At 47.5% G+C, this 19,489-nt stretch carries 14 protein-coding genes, 4 tRNA genes, 3 rRNA genes and 1 other annotated feature; of the genes, 14 read left to right on the top strand and 7 right to left on the bottom strand.

The features are described from left to right. Window positions 1-48: 48 nt before the first annotated feature. The gene (gene trpR, locus LY387_RS13450) at window positions 49-336 is read left to right on the top strand and encodes a trp operon repressor (protein WP_042476094.1); all 288 of its coding nucleotides are present in this window, start codon (window positions 49-51) and stop codon (window positions 334-336) included. A 45-nt stretch (window positions 337-381) separates the two neighbouring features. Here trpR and yjjX read toward each other — a convergent pair whose 3' ends face one another. After that, window positions 382-897, bottom strand: a complete 516-nt coding sequence (gene yjjX / locus LY387_RS13445) for an inosine/xanthosine triphosphatase (protein WP_042476096.1) — start codon at window positions 895-897, stop codon at window positions 382-384. A gap of 191 nt (window positions 898-1,088) precedes the next feature. Here yjjX and LY387_RS13440 point away from each other — a divergent pair, with 191 nt between their 5' ends. After that, window positions 1,089-1,748, top strand: coding sequence for an OmpA family protein (locus LY387_RS13440; RefSeq protein ID WP_042476135.1), 660 nt, complete (start codon window positions 1,089-1,091; stop codon window positions 1,746-1,748). A 57-nt stretch (window positions 1,749-1,805) separates the two neighbouring features. On the opposite strand, the gene pheA is transcribed toward LY387_RS13440, so the two are convergent. From pheA to bamD, 4 genes are all read right to left on the bottom strand, one after another. Beyond that, the gene (gene pheA, locus LY387_RS13435; protein WP_234494467.1) at window positions 1,806-2,996 is read right to left on the bottom strand and encodes a prephenate dehydratase; all 1,191 of its coding nucleotides are present in this window, start codon (window positions 2,994-2,996) and stop codon (window positions 1,806-1,808) included. Window positions 2,997-3,007: 11 nt separating this feature from the next. Then, window positions 3,008-3,129 (bottom strand) — a sequence feature (Phe leader region). A gap of 139 nt (window positions 3,130-3,268) precedes the next feature. Further along, window positions 3,269-3,601 carry a ribosome hibernation-promoting factor, HPF/YfiA family gene (gene hpf / locus LY387_RS13430; protein ID WP_042476100.1) on the bottom strand — a complete coding sequence of 111 codons (333 nt, stop codon included), beginning with the start codon at window positions 3,599-3,601 and terminating at the stop codon, window positions 3,269-3,271. 287 nt (window positions 3,602-3,888) lie between these two features. Continuing rightward, on the bottom strand, window positions 3,889-5,352 hold the full coding sequence (locus LY387_RS13425) for a lytic transglycosylase F (protein ID WP_234496118.1): 1,464 nt from the start codon (window positions 5,350-5,352) through the stop codon (window positions 3,889-3,891). Window positions 5,353-5,465: 113 nt separating this feature from the next. Next, entirely contained in the window at window positions 5,466-6,191 is a 726-nt protein-coding gene (bamD, locus tag LY387_RS13420; RefSeq protein ID WP_234494466.1) for an outer membrane protein assembly factor BamD, read from the bottom strand. Between the two features lie 130 nt (window positions 6,192-6,321). Here bamD and rluD point away from each other — a divergent pair, with 130 nt between their 5' ends. The 12 genes from rluD to LY387_RS13360 all read left to right on the top strand — a co-directional run bounded on the left by rluD (window position 6,322) and on the right by LY387_RS13360 (window position 17,775). Continuing rightward, window positions 6,322-7,296, top strand: a complete 975-nt coding sequence (rluD, locus tag LY387_RS13415) for a 23S rRNA pseudouridine(1911/1915/1917) synthase RluD (RefSeq protein ID WP_234494465.1) — start codon at window positions 6,322-6,324, stop codon at window positions 7,294-7,296. Beyond that, the gene (pgeF, locus tag LY387_RS13410) at window positions 7,296-8,024 is read left to right on the top strand and encodes a peptidoglycan editing factor PgeF (protein ID WP_234494464.1); all 729 of its coding nucleotides are present in this window, start codon (window positions 7,296-7,298) and stop codon (window positions 8,022-8,024) included. The genes rluD and pgeF overlap by 1 nt, the downstream gene beginning before the upstream one ends. Window positions 8,025-8,107: 83 nt before the next feature. Next, complete coding sequence (gene clpB / locus LY387_RS13405) at window positions 8,108-10,681, top strand: ATP-dependent chaperone ClpB (RefSeq protein WP_234494463.1); 2,574 nt, start codon at window positions 8,108-8,110, stop codon at window positions 10,679-10,681. 493 nt (window positions 10,682-11,174) lie between these two features. Then, window positions 11,175-12,726 (top strand): 16S ribosomal RNA (locus tag LY387_RS13400). 66 nt (window positions 12,727-12,792) lie between these two features. Further along, window positions 12,793-12,869, top strand: a tRNA-Ile gene (locus LY387_RS13395). A gap of 40 nt (window positions 12,870-12,909) precedes the next feature. Further along, window positions 12,910-12,985: transfer RNA gene (locus LY387_RS13390), tRNA-Ala, on the top strand. A gap of 303 nt (window positions 12,986-13,288) precedes the next feature. Further along, a 23S ribosomal RNA gene (locus tag LY387_RS13385) occupies window positions 13,289-16,175 on the top strand. A gap of 89 nt (window positions 16,176-16,264) precedes the next feature. Then, window positions 16,265-16,380, top strand: a 5S ribosomal RNA gene (gene rrf / locus LY387_RS13380). Together the 16S, 23S and 5S rRNA genes with 4 tRNA genes alongside form the textbook arrangement of a ribosomal RNA operon. Window positions 16,381-16,436: 56 nt before the next feature. Next, window positions 16,437-16,513: transfer RNA gene (locus LY387_RS13375), tRNA-Asp, on the top strand. A 34-nt stretch (window positions 16,514-16,547) separates the two neighbouring features. Further along, a tRNA-Trp gene (locus LY387_RS13370) sits at window positions 16,548-16,624 on the top strand. A 327-nt stretch (window positions 16,625-16,951) separates the two neighbouring features. Next, entirely contained in the window at window positions 16,952-17,287 is a 336-nt protein-coding gene (locus LY387_RS13365; protein ID WP_128647932.1) for a DUF1904 domain-containing protein, read from the top strand. Window positions 17,288-17,466: 179 nt separating this feature from the next. Next, entirely contained in the window at window positions 17,467-17,775 is a 309-nt protein-coding gene (locus tag LY387_RS13360) for a hypothetical protein (RefSeq protein WP_042476155.1), read from the top strand. Between the two features lie 34 nt (window positions 17,776-17,809). Here the strand turns inward: LY387_RS13360 and LY387_RS13355 are convergent, their stop codons facing one another. Next, a complete protein-coding gene (locus LY387_RS13355) occupies window positions 17,810-18,064 on the bottom strand; it encodes a YfhL family 4Fe-4S dicluster ferredoxin (RefSeq protein ID WP_103881245.1) in 255 nt (84 codons plus the stop codon). Window positions 18,065-18,066: 2 nt separating this feature from the next. Beyond that, window positions 18,067-19,449, bottom strand: a complete 1,383-nt coding sequence (gene yegQ / locus LY387_RS13350) for a tRNA 5-hydroxyuridine modification protein YegQ (RefSeq protein ID WP_234494462.1) — start codon at window positions 19,447-19,449, stop codon at window positions 18,067-18,069. Between the last annotated feature and the right edge of the window lie 40 nt (window positions 19,450-19,489).

Here is a 19,489-nt window from a genome sequence, read left to right as displayed (position 1 = left end):
GGGCTTGGGGTTAGAATGGAGTATTGGAAGTCTCTAATGGAATGATTCATGGAACCTCAATATCAAGATTGGCAACAAGTTCTCGACCTGATTCAACGTTCGCAAAGCACAGAGCAACAAGCGCAGCTCATGACGATGCTGTTAACGCCAGATGAGCGTGAAGCGGTCACTGCTCGCGTTAACATCTTATGTGAGCTACTAAAAGGGGACTTATCTCAGCGTCAAATTAGCCAGATGTTAGGGGTGGGTGTTGCGACCATTACTCGAGGCAGTGCAGAGGTGAAGCGCCTTGAAGATGCAGAAAAGAACGCATTGAGTGACTTGCTGTTAAAATAGCGAGACCTATTAGGTCTCGCTCACTGGCACTAGCGTAACGTGCGGCTAGAAATGGTCTGGATTCACGAAAGGGATCAGTGCCAATATCAAGGCTTGATGGTATACCGAACTGCGAGTGAGCTGGTGTTGAGTTAATAGCGCAATGGCGCCGCCTTTTTGTTTGATGTTGTCGGTGCCAAACGTTTTATCCATAACATCGCCAAGTTCTACCGTAGGCGATAGCTGCTCAACAACAGCCGGTGGCAGCATCAAGCTCGCGCTTCTGGACTCACCAACCAGTCCTTGTGATTCAATCACCATCCACGCAAAGGTACAGCCACCGTCCAAACCAGCTTCAATCCCCACATAAAAGTCACCACCTTGCTTAGCCTGTTTGGCATTGTTAACCCGGTTCACAGCACCGCGATGGGTTTCTTCGTTATCCATAGGCTGGTCGGCCACACCACTTGGTACGCTAACACCCTCAAATTCAAATGTTTGGTTTGGGAAAGCCGATTCAAACGCGCTTTTAACAGCATTGATTTTGGCTGGGTTTAATGAGGCAATAACGACCTTTTTCATGACTGACTTATCCATGTATAAAACGTAAGAACCTAATTCTAACGTAAATCTTCCCTATTCATGTCATTTAAATCTTCAATATCCCTAACCTTGGTTGTGACCGATTCAGGGTCCAACTAGGAATCAATATAATTTTTATAGTATGATGTTCTGTTTTTTATAGTCAGAAACTTCAACAAGAGACAATGGATATGAAATTAAAACAAGTAGTGGTGGCTTTAGGAATTATGACGCTGGCAGGATGCCAAGCGACGCAGCGTCAAAATGCCACAACGGGTGAGTATGAGACGAACTCAGCGACCAAAGGTGCCGTGATCGGTGCGATTGCGGGAACCGCTGTGGGTATTGCCTCTGGTGGCGATAGCAAGGGTATTCTTTTGGGCGCAGCGAGTGGTGCGGCAATCGGTGGCGGTGCTGGTTACTACTTTGATCAGCAAGAAAAAGCGCTACGCCAAGAGCTACTAAACTCTGGGGTGCAAGTGGAGCGCACAGGCGACAATCAATTGGTTCTTCGTCTAGAAAATGGCATTGGTTTTGCGAGTAACTCGCACGCTTTAGATAGTAACATTCACAACACGCTTAAAGGTGTAGCGCGCATCTTAGTTGAATACCCAGATACAAGCCTTGTCATCGATGGTTATACCGACAGTACGGGTAGCGCCGATTACAATCAGCAGTTATCTGAAAAGCGTGCTGAGCAGGTACGCGCATTCTTGGTAAGCCAAAATGTTGCCCCAGGTCGTGCTGTCGCTCGAGGAATGGGTGAGCGTTTCCCTATCTGTAGCAACTCAACGACAGAAGGGCGTCAATGCAACCGACGTGTAGAGATTAAGATTCTACCGCTGACGTAAGCCGTGTATCGAACATAGATAAAAAAATCCCTAGGTCATACCTAGGGATTTTTGGTTTTATTCTTTGTTGTCAGCGAGATCTGGAATAACAGGTTTGACGTTGTCGATAGGGTAACAGCCCAATACTTTTAAGTGCTTCGTTATCTTCACTAACTCATCGACTGCGTTCTTCATCGCCTCAGAATCTCTATGTCCTTCGACATCGACATAAAACATCTCTTCCCAAGGGTTGCCCATGATTGGACGAGATTCAAGCTTGGTCATATTGATGCCATAGCGCTGAAGGACCAGCAAGGTTTCAACCAGTGAGCCAGCCTCTTGTGAGGTTGCCATGATGAAAGTTGTCTTCGCTGGGATCTGAGCCGACACTTCCACTGGCTTTCTCGCCACGATAATAAAGCGAGTGTGGTTCTCTGTTTGATTGGCAATGTTGCCTTGAATCGACTGTAAACCATAGAGCTTACCGCTTGCTGCGTGACCGATAGCCGCAACGTCATCGCGATTTAGCTCTTGTACTTTTTGCATCGCATCAGCCGTGCTTGCACAGGACTCAAGAGTCACGCCTTTCAGACGGCTCAAGAACTCACTGCATTGCTGGTGCGGCTGAGGGTGTGAGTATAGTGTCTTGATGTTCTCAAGACGGATCTCTTTCGTCGCCACTAGGCAGTGTTCGATAGGCTGAGTGATCTCGCCGACGATATGCAAAGTCGTGTGCTGAAGCAGATCAAATACTTCATTGATAGAACCTGAACTGGTGTTCTCGATTGGCAGCACACCATAATCTGCATGGCCAGATTCAACCGTTTTGATGACTTCTTTGAATTGGTCGCAGTTAAGTTCTACCAGTTCTGTGTTCTTGCGAGAGAAGTAGTCTCGGCTTGCTAGGTGGGAATAAGAGCCCTTTGCGCCAAGAAACGCTACTCGAGCGACGGGCTTTCGGCTTTGATCTGGATTCGCTAGATTCTGCAAGTAAACCTGCTGCAGCAACACTGAGTCTTCAATGATGGTATGAAAGATCTTAGTGATGTACGGGGCATCGAGTTCGTACTTGTCTTTACCGTTATTGATTAACTTAACAAGCAGTTGCTGTTCACGAGCAGCATCACGAACGGGTTTAGATGTCTCTACTTTGCTTTTTGCTACTTCAATGCTGAGCTTACGGCGCTCAGATAGAAGTTGCAGTAGCTGGTCATCAAGTTCATTCAGTCTCAGGCGAATGTCATCTAGTGAATAGTTGGTGTCGGTCATCAAATAGTCCTTATAAAAAAGCCTCCCGTTTGGGAGGCTTTCCGTTCGTTTTTGACTTTTCTTTCGAAAACGAAGAAGCCTCCAAGCCTAGTGGAGAAAAAAGAAGTCAAAAAAGAACAGAATACTTGGGCGCATAAATCGTTGCTTAATCATTTTTGTTGGCTAAGCCCCACAATAAGCAAGGGAGCTTAGAGCGTCAAGCAAAAAAATAGCGCCCTAAGGCGCCATTTTTTTGTGACTAAATTGAATCGCTATGCGGTAAGACGACCGTATTATTCGATTTCTTCTGCTTCTGCGAGCTCAGGCTTCTCTGTGCGACGAGCTTCAGGTTTGTGTCTTAGTTTGTTTAGCTGACGTTCCAGTTTCTGTTCTACCTCGTTAACGGCAGCGTATAAATCTTCATGAGTAGCGGAAGCGACAAGTTTGCCTTTGGGTACCGTAATGGACGCTTCGAATTTCATTTGTTTGTTTGGCTCTTCGTTGAAAGCAGTTTGGCAACTAATAATGTCCACTTGCCATTTTTCTAACTTCTTAAATTTGCTCTCAATATGCTCACGGATTGCAGAGGTGATCTCAATGTTTTTACCAGTGATGTTTACTCTCATATGTTTTTTCCTCTGTTGCATCCCTCATGGGTTAACTCCAGATTACTTATCCAGACTGAAAAGAATGTGATCTAGATCACTCTTATGCGAGGGTTTTTCGCTTCCAAATCTAAATGTGATCTATCGCAAAACTTTGTGCTGTCGAGTGTAAAAAAGCCTTTTCTTTCCGTGAAAAGTCATTAATTTGGATAGAGTAGCGTTCTGAAAATTTCCCATTTTTGGCGACTTAGTACGACCTTAAGAAAGCGGCTGGCTAATTAGTGTTCAGAATTAAAGTGTGATCTTTATCACTTGGTCGATGTCTCCTCCTTTTCTCCCAATATTCTATAAAACTCAATGTCCTGATTAAGAGCTTGTTGTTCGTCTCTGATCTCCTGTAATGACTCTAGTTGCTTGTAGATGACAAAGTATCGGTTGATGTTCGCGACATAGGTAACGGGCTCTGAACTGATATTACGTCGTGCCATTAGCTCTACATTGCCAAACCATTTGTTGGGATCGTAGCCGTGTTTCTCTGCGAGGCGACGCATTCTCGAGATATTCCCCGGCCCCGCATTGTAGGCGGCGAGCGTTAAATACACTTTGTCGTCGTCACTGATCGCATCATCGCTGAAATATCGATCGCGAATAAAGCGCATGTATTTGACCCCTGCGTGGACGTTATTCTCTATGTTGTTGATGTTCTTTATGTTGACGTTCTGGTCTCTCGCGGTACTTGGTAGTACCTGCATAATGCCAACTGCGCCTTTTGGGGAGACTTTATTCTGATTGAGCTTAGACTCTTGGAATGCTTGAGCGGCGATCATTAAGAAGTCGAAGTCATACTGATCTGCGTATTTTTTGAAGAGGGTAATGAGCTTTTCAAGCTGCTGGATGTTATTAGGATCTAGAGCCTTAGCAAACCATGATGTGTTCTCAAGATACTTATTGTAGATAACGTTACCGAGTAAGGTGCCGCCTTTAGCCGTTTTGATGTAGGCGTCCACCTGTGCGGTTAGTTTGGGAGAGTCTTTGCGCATTGCCCAAGCAATCTGACCGCCCTCACGAAGCGGTAGTTCACTGTGTATATTTAGATCATCAAAGGTTTTGTTCCAGAAGAAGGCCTTATGGCTATCGAGCACTGTCGCCTTTACATAGCCTTGTTTCACCATTTCAATGAGTTCGTAATCTTGAAGCGTCTCTTCGAGGTATTGCACCAATACAGGTGCTTGCCCTTCTTCGGTTAGTTCCCGGTTGAGTTTTTGTAAGCTCTCAAAGTAGCTTGAACTCGCTCTCACCCAAACTTCTTTACCGCTTAGATCTTCAAGGCTGCTCAGCGTTGGGTAGTCGTCACTGGTAATAATGAGCTCATCAATGCCATCGAGGATTGGGGTACTGAACTGGATCACTTGCTCACGCCCAGGTGTCACTGTGAGATTAGCGACAATCAGGTCACCATATCCGTTTACTAGGGCTGGAATCAGGTCATCACGAGGAACTGGAATGACTTGTAGCTTCACTTTGGGGTATTTCTTTTTGAAGTGCTTTTCAAAGTGGTATAGCTGCTCTGCGCCAATACCTCTAGGTAGACCTTTTTCAATGTAATAGAACCCAAGGTCGGCAGACACGAGCACTCGTATTACTCGCTTTTCCGCAAGGGTATCTAGATCCCCTGTGTAGGGGGTATTGCTTAATGGCGTAAGTTCTAATGCTCGCAGTGGGAGTGAGAACAATACGATGGCTAAACTCAGTAACAGCGCCTTCACTTCCATCACCTTTTTATTATTGTGTTAAAGGTAAATATATAAATGAAAACGCCTTTTCGCCAATTTGGGCACAAAAAAAGCGCTGATACGACAGCGCTTTAGTTGAGTCTCTTTGAAACTTAAAGAGGGTTCAGCTCAATAAGTTTCTCTGTACGCTCGACTTGCTCTTGCATGCCAAGTTCCTCGTAAGCCTTCTTCTGAATGCTCAGAGATTTGCGAGCCGCTTCTGTATCTGGATACGTTTTCTGCAGCTCTTGAGTACGATTGATCGCGGCAATCCAAGCTTCACGACGCAAGTAGAAATCGGCTGTCGCTAGGTCGTAGTTTGCTAGGCGGTTCTTCAGAGCTACCATACGCTTTTGTGCATCTTCGGCATAAGCACTGTTTGGGTAACGCTTGAGTAGGCGATCGAAGTCTGCAAATGCCGCTTTAACTGGTTCAGGGTCTCGGTCTGAACGATCAATACGGAAGATGTCATGCATAAAGTTACGATCTTGCGCCATATGACTTAGACCACGCATATACAGAACCCAGTCAGAACGCTCATGAGTTGGGTTTAGGCGAGAGAAACGCTCGATAGTGGCTAGCGCAAGCGCCAAGTCATCATTCTTATAGTATGCATAGATAAGGTCTAACTGAACCTGTTCGGTATAAGCACCAAATGGGTAGCGAGAATCCAGCGCTTCAAGACGCTCGATAGCGGATGTCCAGTTACCACCTTGCAGTGACTCTTGAGCTTCAGAATACAACTGAGACGGCGGGACATCTGGGACGGTGACTTCTTTGTCAGCACAACCAAACAACAAAGCTACAGAAAGCAAGCCTGTTAGTTTAAGTAGTTTCATACGAGAACGATTTTCCTTGACGTAAATATTTTTCCGCTTCCATTACTTTTCTTGCCAGTAACAGATACAATGATGGGCTATATTATCCACACTCGTGGTATTAGTCCCAAGGTTTTTTAAAAAGTTCGATATGGCTCAGCAGATTGAATTAACAAATACAGTAAAAGACAGCCAGTTAGGTCAACGTTTAGACCAAGCTGTAGCTGAACTCTTCGCAGATTTTTCTCGTTCGCGCCTAAAAGAATGGCTGCTAGACGGGAAAATCGCGGTTAACGGTGTCGTGGTGACCAAGCCTCGCACTAAAGTGATGGGCGGTGAGTTGATTACCGTTCAAGCTGAACTAGAAGATGAAGAACGCTTCGAAGCGCAAGATATTCCTCTAAACATCGTATACGAGGATGATGACATTATTGTTATCAATAAGCCAAGAGATTTCGTTGTCCATCCTGGAGCAGGGACACCAGATGGCACGGTTCTGAATGCGCTTTTGCATCACTACCCAGCTATCGCGGAAGTACCACGTGCAGGTATCGTTCACCGTCTCGATAAAGACACCACAGGTTTGATGGTGGTGGCGAAGACCGTTCCATCGCAAACGCGTTTGGTTCGTGCTCTGCAAAAACGCAACATTACTCGTGAGTATGAAGCGATTGCTATCGGTAAAATGACGGCTGGTGGTATGGTTGATAAGCCAATTGGTCGTCACTCGACCAAACGTACGCTGATGGCGGTGAATGAGCTAGGTAAACCTGCAATCACTCACTACCGTGTTGCGGAACACTTCCGTGAACACACGCGTATCCGTCTGCGCCTAGAAACAGGTCGTACGCACCAAATCCGTGTTCATATGTCTTACCTGCAACACCCATTATTGGGTGATACGGCTTACGGTGGTCGTGCTCGCATTCCTCGTGGTGCTAGTGAAGAACTGACTGATATGATCCGTAGCTTTGATCGTCAAGCACTGCACGCTGTGATGTTGAAATTTGCTCATCCAGTGACAGGTGAAGAGATGGAGTTCCACGCACCGGTACCTGACGATATGGTAGCGATGGCAGAAGCACTTCGTGAAGATACCAAGCTAAATAAAGAAGAAGACTATTAATGTCGACTCTTAAGCCAAACTGGCAGTCAGCATCGAATGTGAGGTCGGTGACGTCAACTCGCGAAGGCGGCGTATCTAAATCGCCGTTTTCTGGGTTGAACCTAGGAATGCATGTCGGAGACAATCCAGCAGATGTTGAAGCAAACAGACTTCAACTGGCTTCCGTAGCGAACATGCCGTCTGCCCCAGTTTGGCTTAATCAAACCCATTCTACTGTGGTTGCTAAGATTGATGCGCCAACTGACACCGTTGTCGATGCCGATGCGAGCTTCACTACCGTACCAGGTGTTGTTCTCAGCGCGATGACCGCAGACTGCTTGCCTATTTTACTTGCTGCAAAAGATGGTACTGCGGTTTCCGCCGTTCATGCGGGGTGGCGTGGGCTGGCAGATGGTATTGTTGAAAATGCCGTGTCTCTCTTCGAGTCTGAGCTGCAAGCATGGATTGGACCTGCAATCGGGTTTGATGCTTTTGAAGTGGGAGAAGATGTTCGAGACGCGTTTTGCACCAATCACCCTGAATACACAATCGCATTCAAACCGCACCCTACATCTGGCAAATGGTTAGCTGATTTGGCGCTAATCGCTGAGATGAAGCTTAATTCTCTAGGGGTCGATAGCGTTACTCAAAGTGGACTGTGTACCTTCCAAGACTCGACGCGCTTCTATTCTTATCGACGTGACGGGCAAACTGGTCGCATGGCAAGCTTTATTTGGATCAAAGCCTGATTTTCGCTCCCATCTCTTGAAATCCTCCACCTGAGTAACCATCTTATTTGCATATCAAGCCGTATGTAATTAAGGGGGTTGCTGTGCGCTTAGATCGATTTACTAGCAAATTCCAAGTCGCTATTTCCGATGCTCAGTCTTTAGCTTTAGGGCGAGATCATCAATATATTGAACCTGTTCATCTCATGGTCGCGCTGCTCAATCAAGAAGGCAGCTCGATTCGTCCATTGCTAACCATGCTAAATGTAGATGTTGTCCATCTGCGTTCAAAACTCGCTGAATTATTGGATAAACTGCCAAAGGTAACCGGTGTAGGTGGCGATGTTCAGCTCTCCAGTTCCATGGGGCAAGTATTTAACCTTTGCGATAAGGTCGCTCAGAAACGCCAAGATGCGTATATCTCGTCTGAAATCTTCTTACTTGCTGCGATTGAAGACAAAGGCCCCTTGGGGCAGTTGCTTAAAGAGCAAGGGTTAACGGAAGCTAAGATTAACCAAGCGATCGAGCAGATTCGTGGTGGTCAAAAAGTTGATGACCCTAATGCCGAAGAGAAGCGCCAGGCACTTGAGAAGTTTACCATTGACCTCACCGAGCGTGCAGAGCAAGGCAAGCTTGACCCTGTCATTGGTCGTGATGATGAGATTCGTCGCACTATTCAGGTCCTGCAACGTCGTACCAAGAATAACCCGGTCATTATCGGCGAGCCTGGTGTGGGTAAAACTGCCATCGTAGAAGGCTTGGCTCAGCGCATTATCAATAACGAAGTGCCAGAGGGTTTGCGCGGTCGTCGTGTATTGTCCCTTGATATGGGCTCTTTAGTCGCTGGTGCTAAATATCGAGGTGAGTTCGAAGAACGATTGAAGTCGGTACTTAATGAGCTTGCTAAAGAAGAAGGCAACATCATCCTGTTCATCGATGAATTGCATACTATGGTTGGCGCAGGTAAAGGCGAAGGCTCTATGGATGCGGGCAATATGCTCAAGCCGGCACTTGCTCGCGGTGAGCTTCATTGTGTTGGCGCCACCACTTTGGATGAATACCGCCAATATATAGAGAAAGACGCAGCGCTAGAGCGACGTTTTCAAAAGGTGCTGGTGGACGAGCCAAGTGTCGAAGACACCGTGGCGATTCTGCGCGGACTTAAAGAACGTTATGAGCTTCATCACCACGTAGAGATTACCGATCCCGCCATCGTCGCGGCGGCAAGTCTTTCTCATCGCTATGTGACAGATAGACAGTTGCCAGATAAGGCCATTGACCTTATTGATGAAGCTGCATCAAGTATTCGTCTACAGATAGATTCGAAACCAGAGTCGCTCGATAAGCTCGAACGTAAAATCATTCAGCTTAAAATAGAGCAGCAGGCGCTGAAAAATGAGTCGGACGATGCGAGCAGTAAGCGACTTTCGGTACTCAATGAAGAGTTAGATTCAAAAGAGCGCGAATATGCAGAGCTAGAAGAAGTCTGGAACGCAGAAAAGGCGGCACTATCTGGCACACAACATATTAAAGCGGAGCTTGAGCAAGCGCGACTGGATATGGATGTTGCTAGACGAGCGGGCGATCTAAATCGAATGTCTGAGCTCCAGTATGGTCGTATTCCAGAATTAGAAAAGCAGCTCGATCTTGCCACACAAGCTGAAATGCAGGAGATGAGTCTGCTTCGTAACAAGGTTACGGATGCGGAAATCGCGGAAGTATTGTCGAAACAAACGGGTATTCCAGTCTCTAAGATGTTGGAAGCGGAGAAAGACAAACTACTCCGTATGGAAGAAGTGCTGCATAAGCGTGTCATTGGTCAAGCAGAAGCGGTAGAAGTGGTATCGGATGCGATCCGTCGTAGCCGAGCAGGTCTTGCTGATCCTAACAAACCTATTGGTTCGTTCTTATTCTTGGGTCCAACAGGTGTTGGTAAAACCGAGCTATGTAAGACGCTAGCGAATTTCATGTTTGATAGTGAAGATGCCATGGTGCGCATCGACATGTCAGAGTTTATGGAGAAACATTCAGTGGCTCGCTTAGTCGGTGCGCCTCCGGGTTATGTTGGCTATGAAGAAGGCGGCTACCTAACTGAAGCGGTTAGACGTAAGCCATATTCGGTAATTTTGCTGGATGAGGTAGAAAAGGCACACCCGGATGTGTTCAACATTCTCCTTCAAGTATTGGATGATGGTCGTCTTACTGATGGTCAAGGGCGCACGGTCGATTTCAGAAACACCGTTGTCATCATGACGTCTAACTTGGGTTCATCGAGAATCCAAGAGAATTTCCAAGTTCTCGATTATGAAGGGATCAAGCGTGAAGTAATGGATGTTGTGACGTCGCACTTTAGGCCTGAGTTCTTAAACCGTGTCGATGAGAGCGTAGTTTTCCATCCGCTAGGTCAGCAACACATCAAGTCGATTGCGAACATACAACTTGAGCGTTTAGGCAAGCGAATGGAAGACAGTGGTTACTCTTTGGTTGTTGCAGATGCAGCGCTCGATTACATTGCGAAAGTGGGTTACGACCCTGTGTATGGTGCAAGACCTTTAAAACGCGCCATTCAACAAAGTATTGAGAATCCACTCGCGAAAGAAATACTCGCTGGCAAGGTGGATCCAAGCAAACCCGTCAAACTTATCGTCAATAACGATAAAATTGCGGTAGGACAGTAGCTAAATACTAGCGAACAATCGCGTAAAGGGGAGGGTTGCTCCCCTTTTTTGTGTCTTTTTTGGGCGTTCTGATTCTTTTGTGTACGAACAGAAAGAAAAAGCGAATTTAATGCAAATTAGCGCTTGCCAAGTGAATGGCGATCTCTATAATGCCACCTCGCTGACACGGGAACAGAGAGATAAATCTCTAACGAGTCAGAAGGTCAAATGCTTCTAAGGAAGCAAAGCAAATTAAGTTGAAAAAAGTGGTTGACACTAAAGCTTATCTCGCTAAAATGACCGTCCGTTTTGAAGCAAGCTTCGAAATAAGTTCTTTAACAATTTAAACCTATCAATCTGTGTGGGCACTCGTTGATGATAATCAAATTAGATACCTCGGTATCAAATTAGGTTTCAATGAAACGAAGTGACCATTGAATCGAAAGATTCAGCACAGTCAATTCAAACATTACATTATGTAATGTTCAGTATTCATTGAGCCGAACAAATTCTTAAATTGAAGAGTTTGATCATGGCTCAGATTGAACGCTGGCGGCAGGCCTAACACATGCAAGTCGAGCGGAAACGAGTTAACTGAACCTTCGGGGAACGTTAACGGCGTCGAGCGGCGGACGGGTGAGTAATGCCTGGGAAATTGCCCTGATGTGGGGGATAACCATTGGAAACGATGGCTAATACCGCATAATAGCTTCGGCTCAAAGAGGGGGACCTTCGGGCCTCTCGCGTCAGGATATGCCCAGGTGGGATTAGCTAGTTGGTGAGGTAATGGCTCACCAAGGCGACGATCCCTAGCTGGTCTGAGAGGATGATCAGCCACACTGGAACTGAGACACGGTCCAGACTCCTACGGGAGGCAGCAGTGGGGAATATTGCACAATGGGCGCAAGCCTGATGCAGCCATGCCGCGTGTGTGAAGAAGGCCTTCGGGTTGTAAAGCACTTTCAGTCGTGAGGAAGGCGGTGTCGTTAATAGCGGCATCGTTTGACGTTAGCGACAGAAGAAGCACCGGCTAACTCCGTGCCAGCAGCCGCGGTAATACGGAGGGTGCGAGCGTTAATCGGAATTACTGGGCGTAAAGCGCATGCAGGTGGTTAGTTAAGTCAGATGTGAAAGCCCGGGGCTCAACCTCGGAACTGCATTTGAAACTGGCTGACTAGAGTACTGTAGAGGGGGGTAGAATTTCAGGTGTAGCGGTGAAATGCGTAGAGATCTGAAGGAATACCGGTGGCGAAGGCGGCCCCCTGGACAGATACTGACACTCAGATGCGAAAGCGTGGGGAGCAAACAGGATTAGATACCCTGGTAGTCCACGCCGTAAACGATGTCTACTTGGAGGTTGTGGCCTTGAGCCGTGGCTTTCGGAGCTAACGCGTTAAGTAGACCGCCTGGGGAGTACGGTCGCAAGATTAAAACTCAAATGAATTGACGGGGGCCCGCACAAGCGGTGGAGCATGTGGTTTAATTCGATGCAACGCGAAGAACCTTACCTACTCTTGACATCCTCAGAAGAGACTGGAGACAGTCTTGTGCCTTCGGGAACTGAGAGACAGGTGCTGCATGGCTGTCGTCAGCTCGTGTTGTGAAATGTTGGGTTAAGTCCCGCAACGAGCGCAACCCTTATCCTTGTTTGCCAGCACTTCGGGTGGGAACTCCAGGGAGACTGCCGGTGATAAACCGGAGGAAGGTGGGGACGACGTCAAGTCATCATGGCCCTTACGAGTAGGGCTACACACGTGCTACAATGGCGCATACAGAGGGCGGCCAACTTGCGAAAGTGAGCGAATCCCAAAAAGTGCGTCGTAGTCCGGATTGGAGTCTGCAACTCGACTCCATGAAGTCGGAATCGCTAGTAATCGTGGATCAGAATGCCACGGTGAATACGTTCCCGGGCCTTGTACACACCGCCCGTCACACCATGGGAGTGGGCTGCAAAAGAAGTGGGTAGTTTAACCTTCGGGAGGACGCTCACCACTTTGTGGTTCATGACTGGGGTGAAGTCGTAACAAGGTAGCCCTAGGGGAACCTGGGGCTGGATCACCTCCTTATACGAAAGATTATTGCGATGAGTGTTCACACAGATTGATACGGTTTATGAATTAAAGACGATGCTTGGGTCTGTAGCTCAGGTGGTTAGAGCGTTCGCCTGATAAGCGAGAGGTCGGTGGTTCAAGTCCACTCAGACCCACCAATCTTCCTCCCAGATGATTGGCGGTAAGCATCACACTGATGGGGCTATAGCTCAGCTGGGAGAGCGCCTGCCTTGCACGCAGGAGGTCTGCGGTTCGATCCCGCATAGCTCCACCATCTTTAAGCGTTTTCTCTATCGAGAATTCTTAAAAATGGTTACTTCATTACGAAGTGATTAGCTCTTTAAAAATTTGGAAAGCTGACGAATAACATTTGATTAATGTTATTCAATTAAAAGTTCTCAAATCCTAATTCTTAGAATTAGGTACCAACACACATTCAAGTGTTCTTGGGAATCACGAAAGTGATTCATATTTGAGTCCGGCAAAATCGAGTCTGCACATGTATAAAAATGCAGACAACTTTGGTTGTTTGATTAAACAACCTCATGGTTTCATCTGAAACTCTTTGGGGTTGTATGGTTAAGTGACTAAGCGTACACGGTGGATGCCTTGGCAGTCAGAGGCGATGAAAGGCGTAATAACTTGCGATAAGCCCAGATTAGGTAGTAATAACCTTTGAGTCTGGGATTCCTGAATGGGGAAACCCACCTGCATAAGTAGGTATCGCTGAGTGAATACATAGCTCAGCGAGGCGAACCGGGGGAACTGAAACATCTAAGTACCCCGAGGAAGAGAAATCAACCGAGATTCCGAAAGTAGCGGCGAGCGAAATTGGATTAGCCCTTAAGCTTTTAATGAGACAGGTGAAGGCTCTGGAAAGTGCCGCGATACAGGGTGATAGCCCCGTAACCGACATCTCATCATCAGTGAAATCGAGTAGGGCGGGACACGTGATATCCTGTCTGAATATGGGGGGACCATCCTCCAAGGCTAAATACTACTGACTGACCGATAGTGAACCAGTACCGTGAGGGAAAGGCGAAAAGAACCCCTGTGAGGGGAGTGAAATAGAACCTGAAACCGTGTACGTACAAGCAGTAGGAGCACCTTCGTGGTGTGACTGCGTACCTTTTGTATAATGGGTCAGCGACTTATATTCAGTGGCAAGGTTAACCGTTTAGGGGAGCCGTAGGGAAACCGAGTCTTAACTGGGCGTTCAGTCTCTGGATATAGACCCGAAACCAGGTGATCTAGCCATGGGCAGGTTGAAGGTTGAGTAACATCAACTGGAGGACCGAACCGACTAATGTTGAAAAATTAGCGGATGACTTGTGGCTAGGGGTGAAAGGCCAATCAAACCTGGAGATAGCTGGTTCTCCCCGAAATCTATTTAGGTAGAGCCTCGGACGAATACTACTGGGGGTAGAGCACTGTTAAGGCTAGGGGGTCATCCCGACTTACCAACCCTTTGCAAACTCCGAATACCAGTAAGTACTATCCGGGAGACACACGGCGGGTGCTAACGTCCGTCGTGGAGAGGGAAACAACCCAGACCGCCAGCTAAGGTCCCAAATTATAGCTAAGTGGGAAACGATGTGGGAAGGCTTAGACAGCTAGGATGTTGGCTTAGAAGCAGCCATCATTTAAAGAAAGCGTAATAGCTCACTAGTCGAGTCGGCCTGCGCGGAAGATGTAACGGGGCTAAGCTATAAACCGAAGCTGCGGCAATGCATTTATGTATTGGGTAGGGGAGCGTTCTGTAAGCCGTTGAAGGTGAACTGTAAGGTTTGCTGGAGGTATCAGAAGTGCGAATGCTGACATGAGTAACGATAAAGGGGGTGAAAAACCTCCTCGCCGGAAGACCAAGGGTTCCTGTCCAACGTTAATCGGGGCAGGGTGAGTCGACCCCTAAGGCGAGGCCGAAAGGCGTAGTCGATGGGAAACGGGTTAATATTCCCGTACTTCTTACAATTGCGATGGGGGGACGGAGAAGGCTAGGTGGGCCTGGCGACGGTTGTCCAGGTTCAAGTGCGTAGGCTTGAGAGTTAGGTAAATCCGGCTCTCTTTAAGGCTGAGACACGACGTCGAGCTACTACGGTAGTGAAGTCATTGATGCCATGCTTCCAGGAAAAGCCTCTAAGCTTCAGATTGTAAGGAATCGTACCCCAAACCGACACAGGTGGTCGGGTAGAGAATACCAAGGCGCTTGAGAGAACTCGGGTGAAGGAACTAGGCAAAATGGTACCGTAACTTCGGGAGAAGGTACGCTCCTCGCGGTGAAGTCCCTTGCGGATGGAGCTATGGGGAGTCGCAGATACCAGGTGGCTGCAACTGTTTATTAAAAACACAGCACTGTGCAAAATCGTAAGATGACGTATACGGTGTGACGCCTGCCCGGTGCCGGAAGGTTAATTGATGGGGTTAGACTTCGGTCGAAGCTCTTGATCGAAGCCCCGGTAAACGGCGGCCGTAACTATAACGGTCCTAAGGTAGCGAAATTCCTTGTCGGGTAAGTTCCGACCTGCACGAATGGCGTAATGATGGCCACGCTGTCTCCACCCGAGACTCAGTGAAATTGAAATCGCTGTGAAGATGCAGTGTACCCGCGGCTAGACGGAAAGACCCCGTGAACCTTTACTACAGCTTGGCACTGAACATTGACCCTACATGTGTAGGATAGGTGGGAGGCTTTGAAACTAGTACGCCAGTATTAGTGGAGCCGTCCTTGAAATACCACCCTTGTAGTGTTGATGTTCTAACGTCGACCCCTTATCGGGGTTGCGGACAGTGCCTGGTGGGTAGTTTGACTGGGGCGGTCTCCTCCCAAAGAGTAACGGAGGAGCACGAAGGTGGGCTAATCACGGTTGGACATCGTGAGGTTAGTGCAATGGCATAAGCCCGCTTGACTGCGAGAATGACAATTCGAGCAGGTGCGAAAGCAGGTCATAGTGATCCGGTGGTTCTGAATGGAAGGGCCATCGCTCAACGGATAAAAGGTACTCCGGGGATAACAGGCTGATACCGCCCAAGAGTTCATATCGACGGCGGTGTTTGGCACCTCGATGTCGGCTCATCACATCCTGGGGCTGAAGTCGGTCCCAAGGGTATGGCTGTTCGCCATTTAAAGTGGTACGCGAGCTGGGTTTAGAACGTCGTGAGACAGTTCGGTCCCTATCTGCCGTGGGCGTTGGAAGATTGAAGGGGGCTGCTCCTAGTACGAGAGGACCGGAGTGGACGAACCTCTGGTGTTCGGGTTGTGATGCCAATCGCATTGCCCGGTAGCTAAGTTCGGAATCGATAACCGCTGAAAGCATCTAAGCGGGAAGCGAGCCCTGAGATGAGTCTTCCCTGGCACTTTAAGTGTCCTAAAGGGTTGTTCGAGACTAGAACGTTGATAGGCAGGGTGTGTAAGCGTTGTGAGGCGTTGAGCTAACCTGTACTAATTGCCCGTGAGGCTTAACCATACAACACCCAAAGGGTTTTGATGGACTCAAAACAAGAACGAATTGAATGTGTATGAGAACACATAACAGCTTTCCGAATTAAGAATTTGCTTGGCGACCATAGCGTTGTGGACCCACCTGATCCCATGCCGAACTCAGAAGTGAAACGCAATAGCGCCGATGGTAGTGTGGGGCTTCCCCATGTGAGAGTAGGACATCGCCAGGCTTTGAACAACATCTGTTTAAAGCACGATTTAGATAAGACTTTAAATAGACCACTGCGGAGTGGTAGTTCAGTTGGTTAGAATACCGGCCTGTCACGCCGGGGGTCGCGGGTTCGAGTCCCGTCCACTCCGCCACTTATTTGAGAGTCGTCTCATTAAACACGAAGATAGGGGTGTAGCTCCAATTGGCAGAGCAGCGGATTCCAAATCCGCGTGTTGGGAGTTCGAATCTCTCCACCCCTGCCATATTCAAAGGCTCTGACTTAGGTCGGAGCCTTTTTGTTTTCGCTTTTTCAAAGCGATGTGTTGGGAGTTGGGTCGCCAGCCCGGTCAAATCTCTCCATCCCTGCCATATTCAAAGGCTCTGACTTAGGTCGGAGCCTTTTTTGTTTTCGCTTTTTCAAAGCGATGTGTTGGGAGTTGGGTCGCCCGCCCGGTCAAATCTCTCCATCCCTGCCATATTTAAAGGCTCTGACTTAGGTCAGGGCCTTTTTCGTTTTCGAATTTCTATATTCTCCAACTTCGCAGTTCACTGATATACTCATTTCCATCACTACTGAAATGGATATGATTATGCCTCACTTACGCTTTAGAGCTCTTGAACAAGAGATGGTTAAAACGCTTTCAAGCCCACTTGTCGATGAGCTTCAGCCTCTAATGGATTGCCCTAGAGAGGATTTCACGATTGAACATATCAGTTCGACCTTCTTTTTTGATGCTCAGCAGAGTCATGCGTATCCTTTTGTCGAGGTGCTATGGTTCGACCGTGGGCAAGAAGTCAAAGATAAGGTCGCAAGCGTTATAACTAATCAAGTGCGTTCTGTACTTGGTAAAGAGCGAGATGTGGCTGTGATTTTTGTCGCTTTAGAGCCAAATAGTTATTACGACAACGGTAATCACTACGGCTAAACCATCGAATTAGGCTGCTCTCATAAATGCGACTGGAGAAGTTCCTTGATGTTGACTATTGTTATTGGTACTTCAGCGGATTAGTCGTTGTTTTCTAGGTTTTATTGTTGTCTTGCTTAGGACTGTTCTGCTGCTTTGAAAGGGGGTGTTCCCCAATCGTTAGGGTAAGGAATACTGTTATGACAATGATATCATCAAGGCAGTTTGCCCGATGGCTAAGAGAGAGGTTTGCTTCTGAAAAAAGCGGAGTGATCCTGACCAGAGAAGACATTAATCAACTATCCGGTAGGCAGAGTTTTACGCTGGGGTTTGTGAATGACATCCACTACGAACTGATGCAACACGGCATTGCCTTTGTGACCGATACGAGCAGAGAGAAATTCTATTTAATTCCCGTCAACTCTGCTGAAAATTGGCGTAAAAAGCTGGAGATCCAGTACGAGAAAGAGCTGTACTGCAATGTGTTCCCAATCGAAAAGTCTGGGTAATAAAAAAGCCTCCATTGGGAGGCTTTTTTGTGCTTTAGGCCATGCCTTGAATAATCACAAACTTCTCTAGCAACTCTTCATCCGTTTCCACATGATTTGGGTCGGTGATGATGCATTTTGTGATCGGGCATACCGATTGACAAGTAGGCTTCTCATAGTGACCTTTACACTCAGTGCACAGATCTGGGTCGATCTCGAAGATCTCACTTCCCATAGAAATGGCACCGTTAGGGCACTCTGGGTCGCACATATCGCAGTTAATGCACTTGTCGGTAATGAGCAGCGCCATCGTTACTTACCCGTTGGGTTACGTGTATCTTGTCCTGAGTTTAGGTTACGCATCAGTAGTGCGTAGTCCAGATCCAATTCCTCTGGTACTGGAATGAAGACAAAGTGGCCGTTACCTTTTGCGTCATCGATGCTTTCTGACTTGCGGTTTTCCATCACTTCTAGGTTGAAGACAACGTTGCCTTTTGGTGTCATTAGTTCGAGGCTGTCACCAACGATAAACTTGTTCTTCACTTCCACTTCCGCTAAGTGACCGCGACGCTTACCGGTAAACTCACCAACAAACTGTTGTGAGTCAGATACAGAATAGCCGTAGTCGTAGTTTTGGTAGCTGTCGTGTGTGTGACGACGCAGGAAGCCTTCGGTGTAACCACGGTGAGCTAGGCTCTCTAGCGTACCCATTAGCGACTCATCGAATGGTTTGCCTGCAACGGCATCGTCGATCGCTTTACGATAAACCTGTGCAGTACGTGCACAGTAATAGAAAGACTTAGTACGACCTTCAATCTTAAGTGAGTGAACACCCATCTTCGTCAAGCGCTCTACATGCTGAACTGCACGTAGGTCTTTTGAGTTCATGATATATGTGCCATGCTCGTCTTCAAATGCTGCCATTTTGTCTTCTGGACGGTGGCTTTCAGAAAGCAGTACAACTTCATCAGTTGGTTTGCCACGACCGATAGTTGTCTCAGGACGTTCGTCAACAACTTCAACAGGCTGAGCCTCAGGTGTGAACTCTTCTACGATTTGACCAGCATCGTTTTCTGTTGCTTTTTCAACTTTGTATTCCCAACGACATGCATTAGTACATGTACCTTGGTTTGGATCGCGCTTGTTGATGTAGCCAGACAGCAGGCAGCGACCAGAGTACGCCATGCAAAGTGCGCCGTGTACGAATACTTCTAGTTCAGTTTCAGGGCAATGTTCACGGATCTCTTCAATCTCTTCCAGTGATAGCTCACGAGACACGATAACGCGCTCAACGCCATTCGCCGCCCAGAACTTAACCGTCGCCCAGTTTACCGCGTTCGCCTGCACAGACAGGTGAATTGGCATTTCTGGGAATGCTTCACGAACCATCATGATAAGACCTGGATCAGACATGATTAGGGCGTCAGGGCCCATTTCTACCACAGGCTTTAGATCGCGGATGAACGTCTTAAGCTTTGAGTTGTGTGGTTGAATGTTGCATACCACATACAGCTTTTTACCTTGAGCGTGTGCTTCATCGATACCGATTTTTAGGTTCTCGTGGTTGAACTCGTTGTTACGAACACGAAGGCTGTAGCGAGGTTGACCTGCGTATACTGCATCGGCGCCGTACGCGAATGCATAACGCATGTTCTTAAGGCTGCCAGCTGGTGACAGAAGTTCTGGAGTAAACATTGCTTTATATCTCTAATCTGATTACAAGTCAGTGTTGTGC

This window comes from Vibrio maritimus (genome assembly GCF_021441885.1).
In the GTDB taxonomy this organism is placed as follows: Bacteria; Pseudomonadota; Gammaproteobacteria; order Enterobacterales; family Vibrionaceae; genus Vibrio; species Vibrio maritimus_B.
This window is presented reverse-complemented; position numbering and strand designations above follow the sequence as displayed.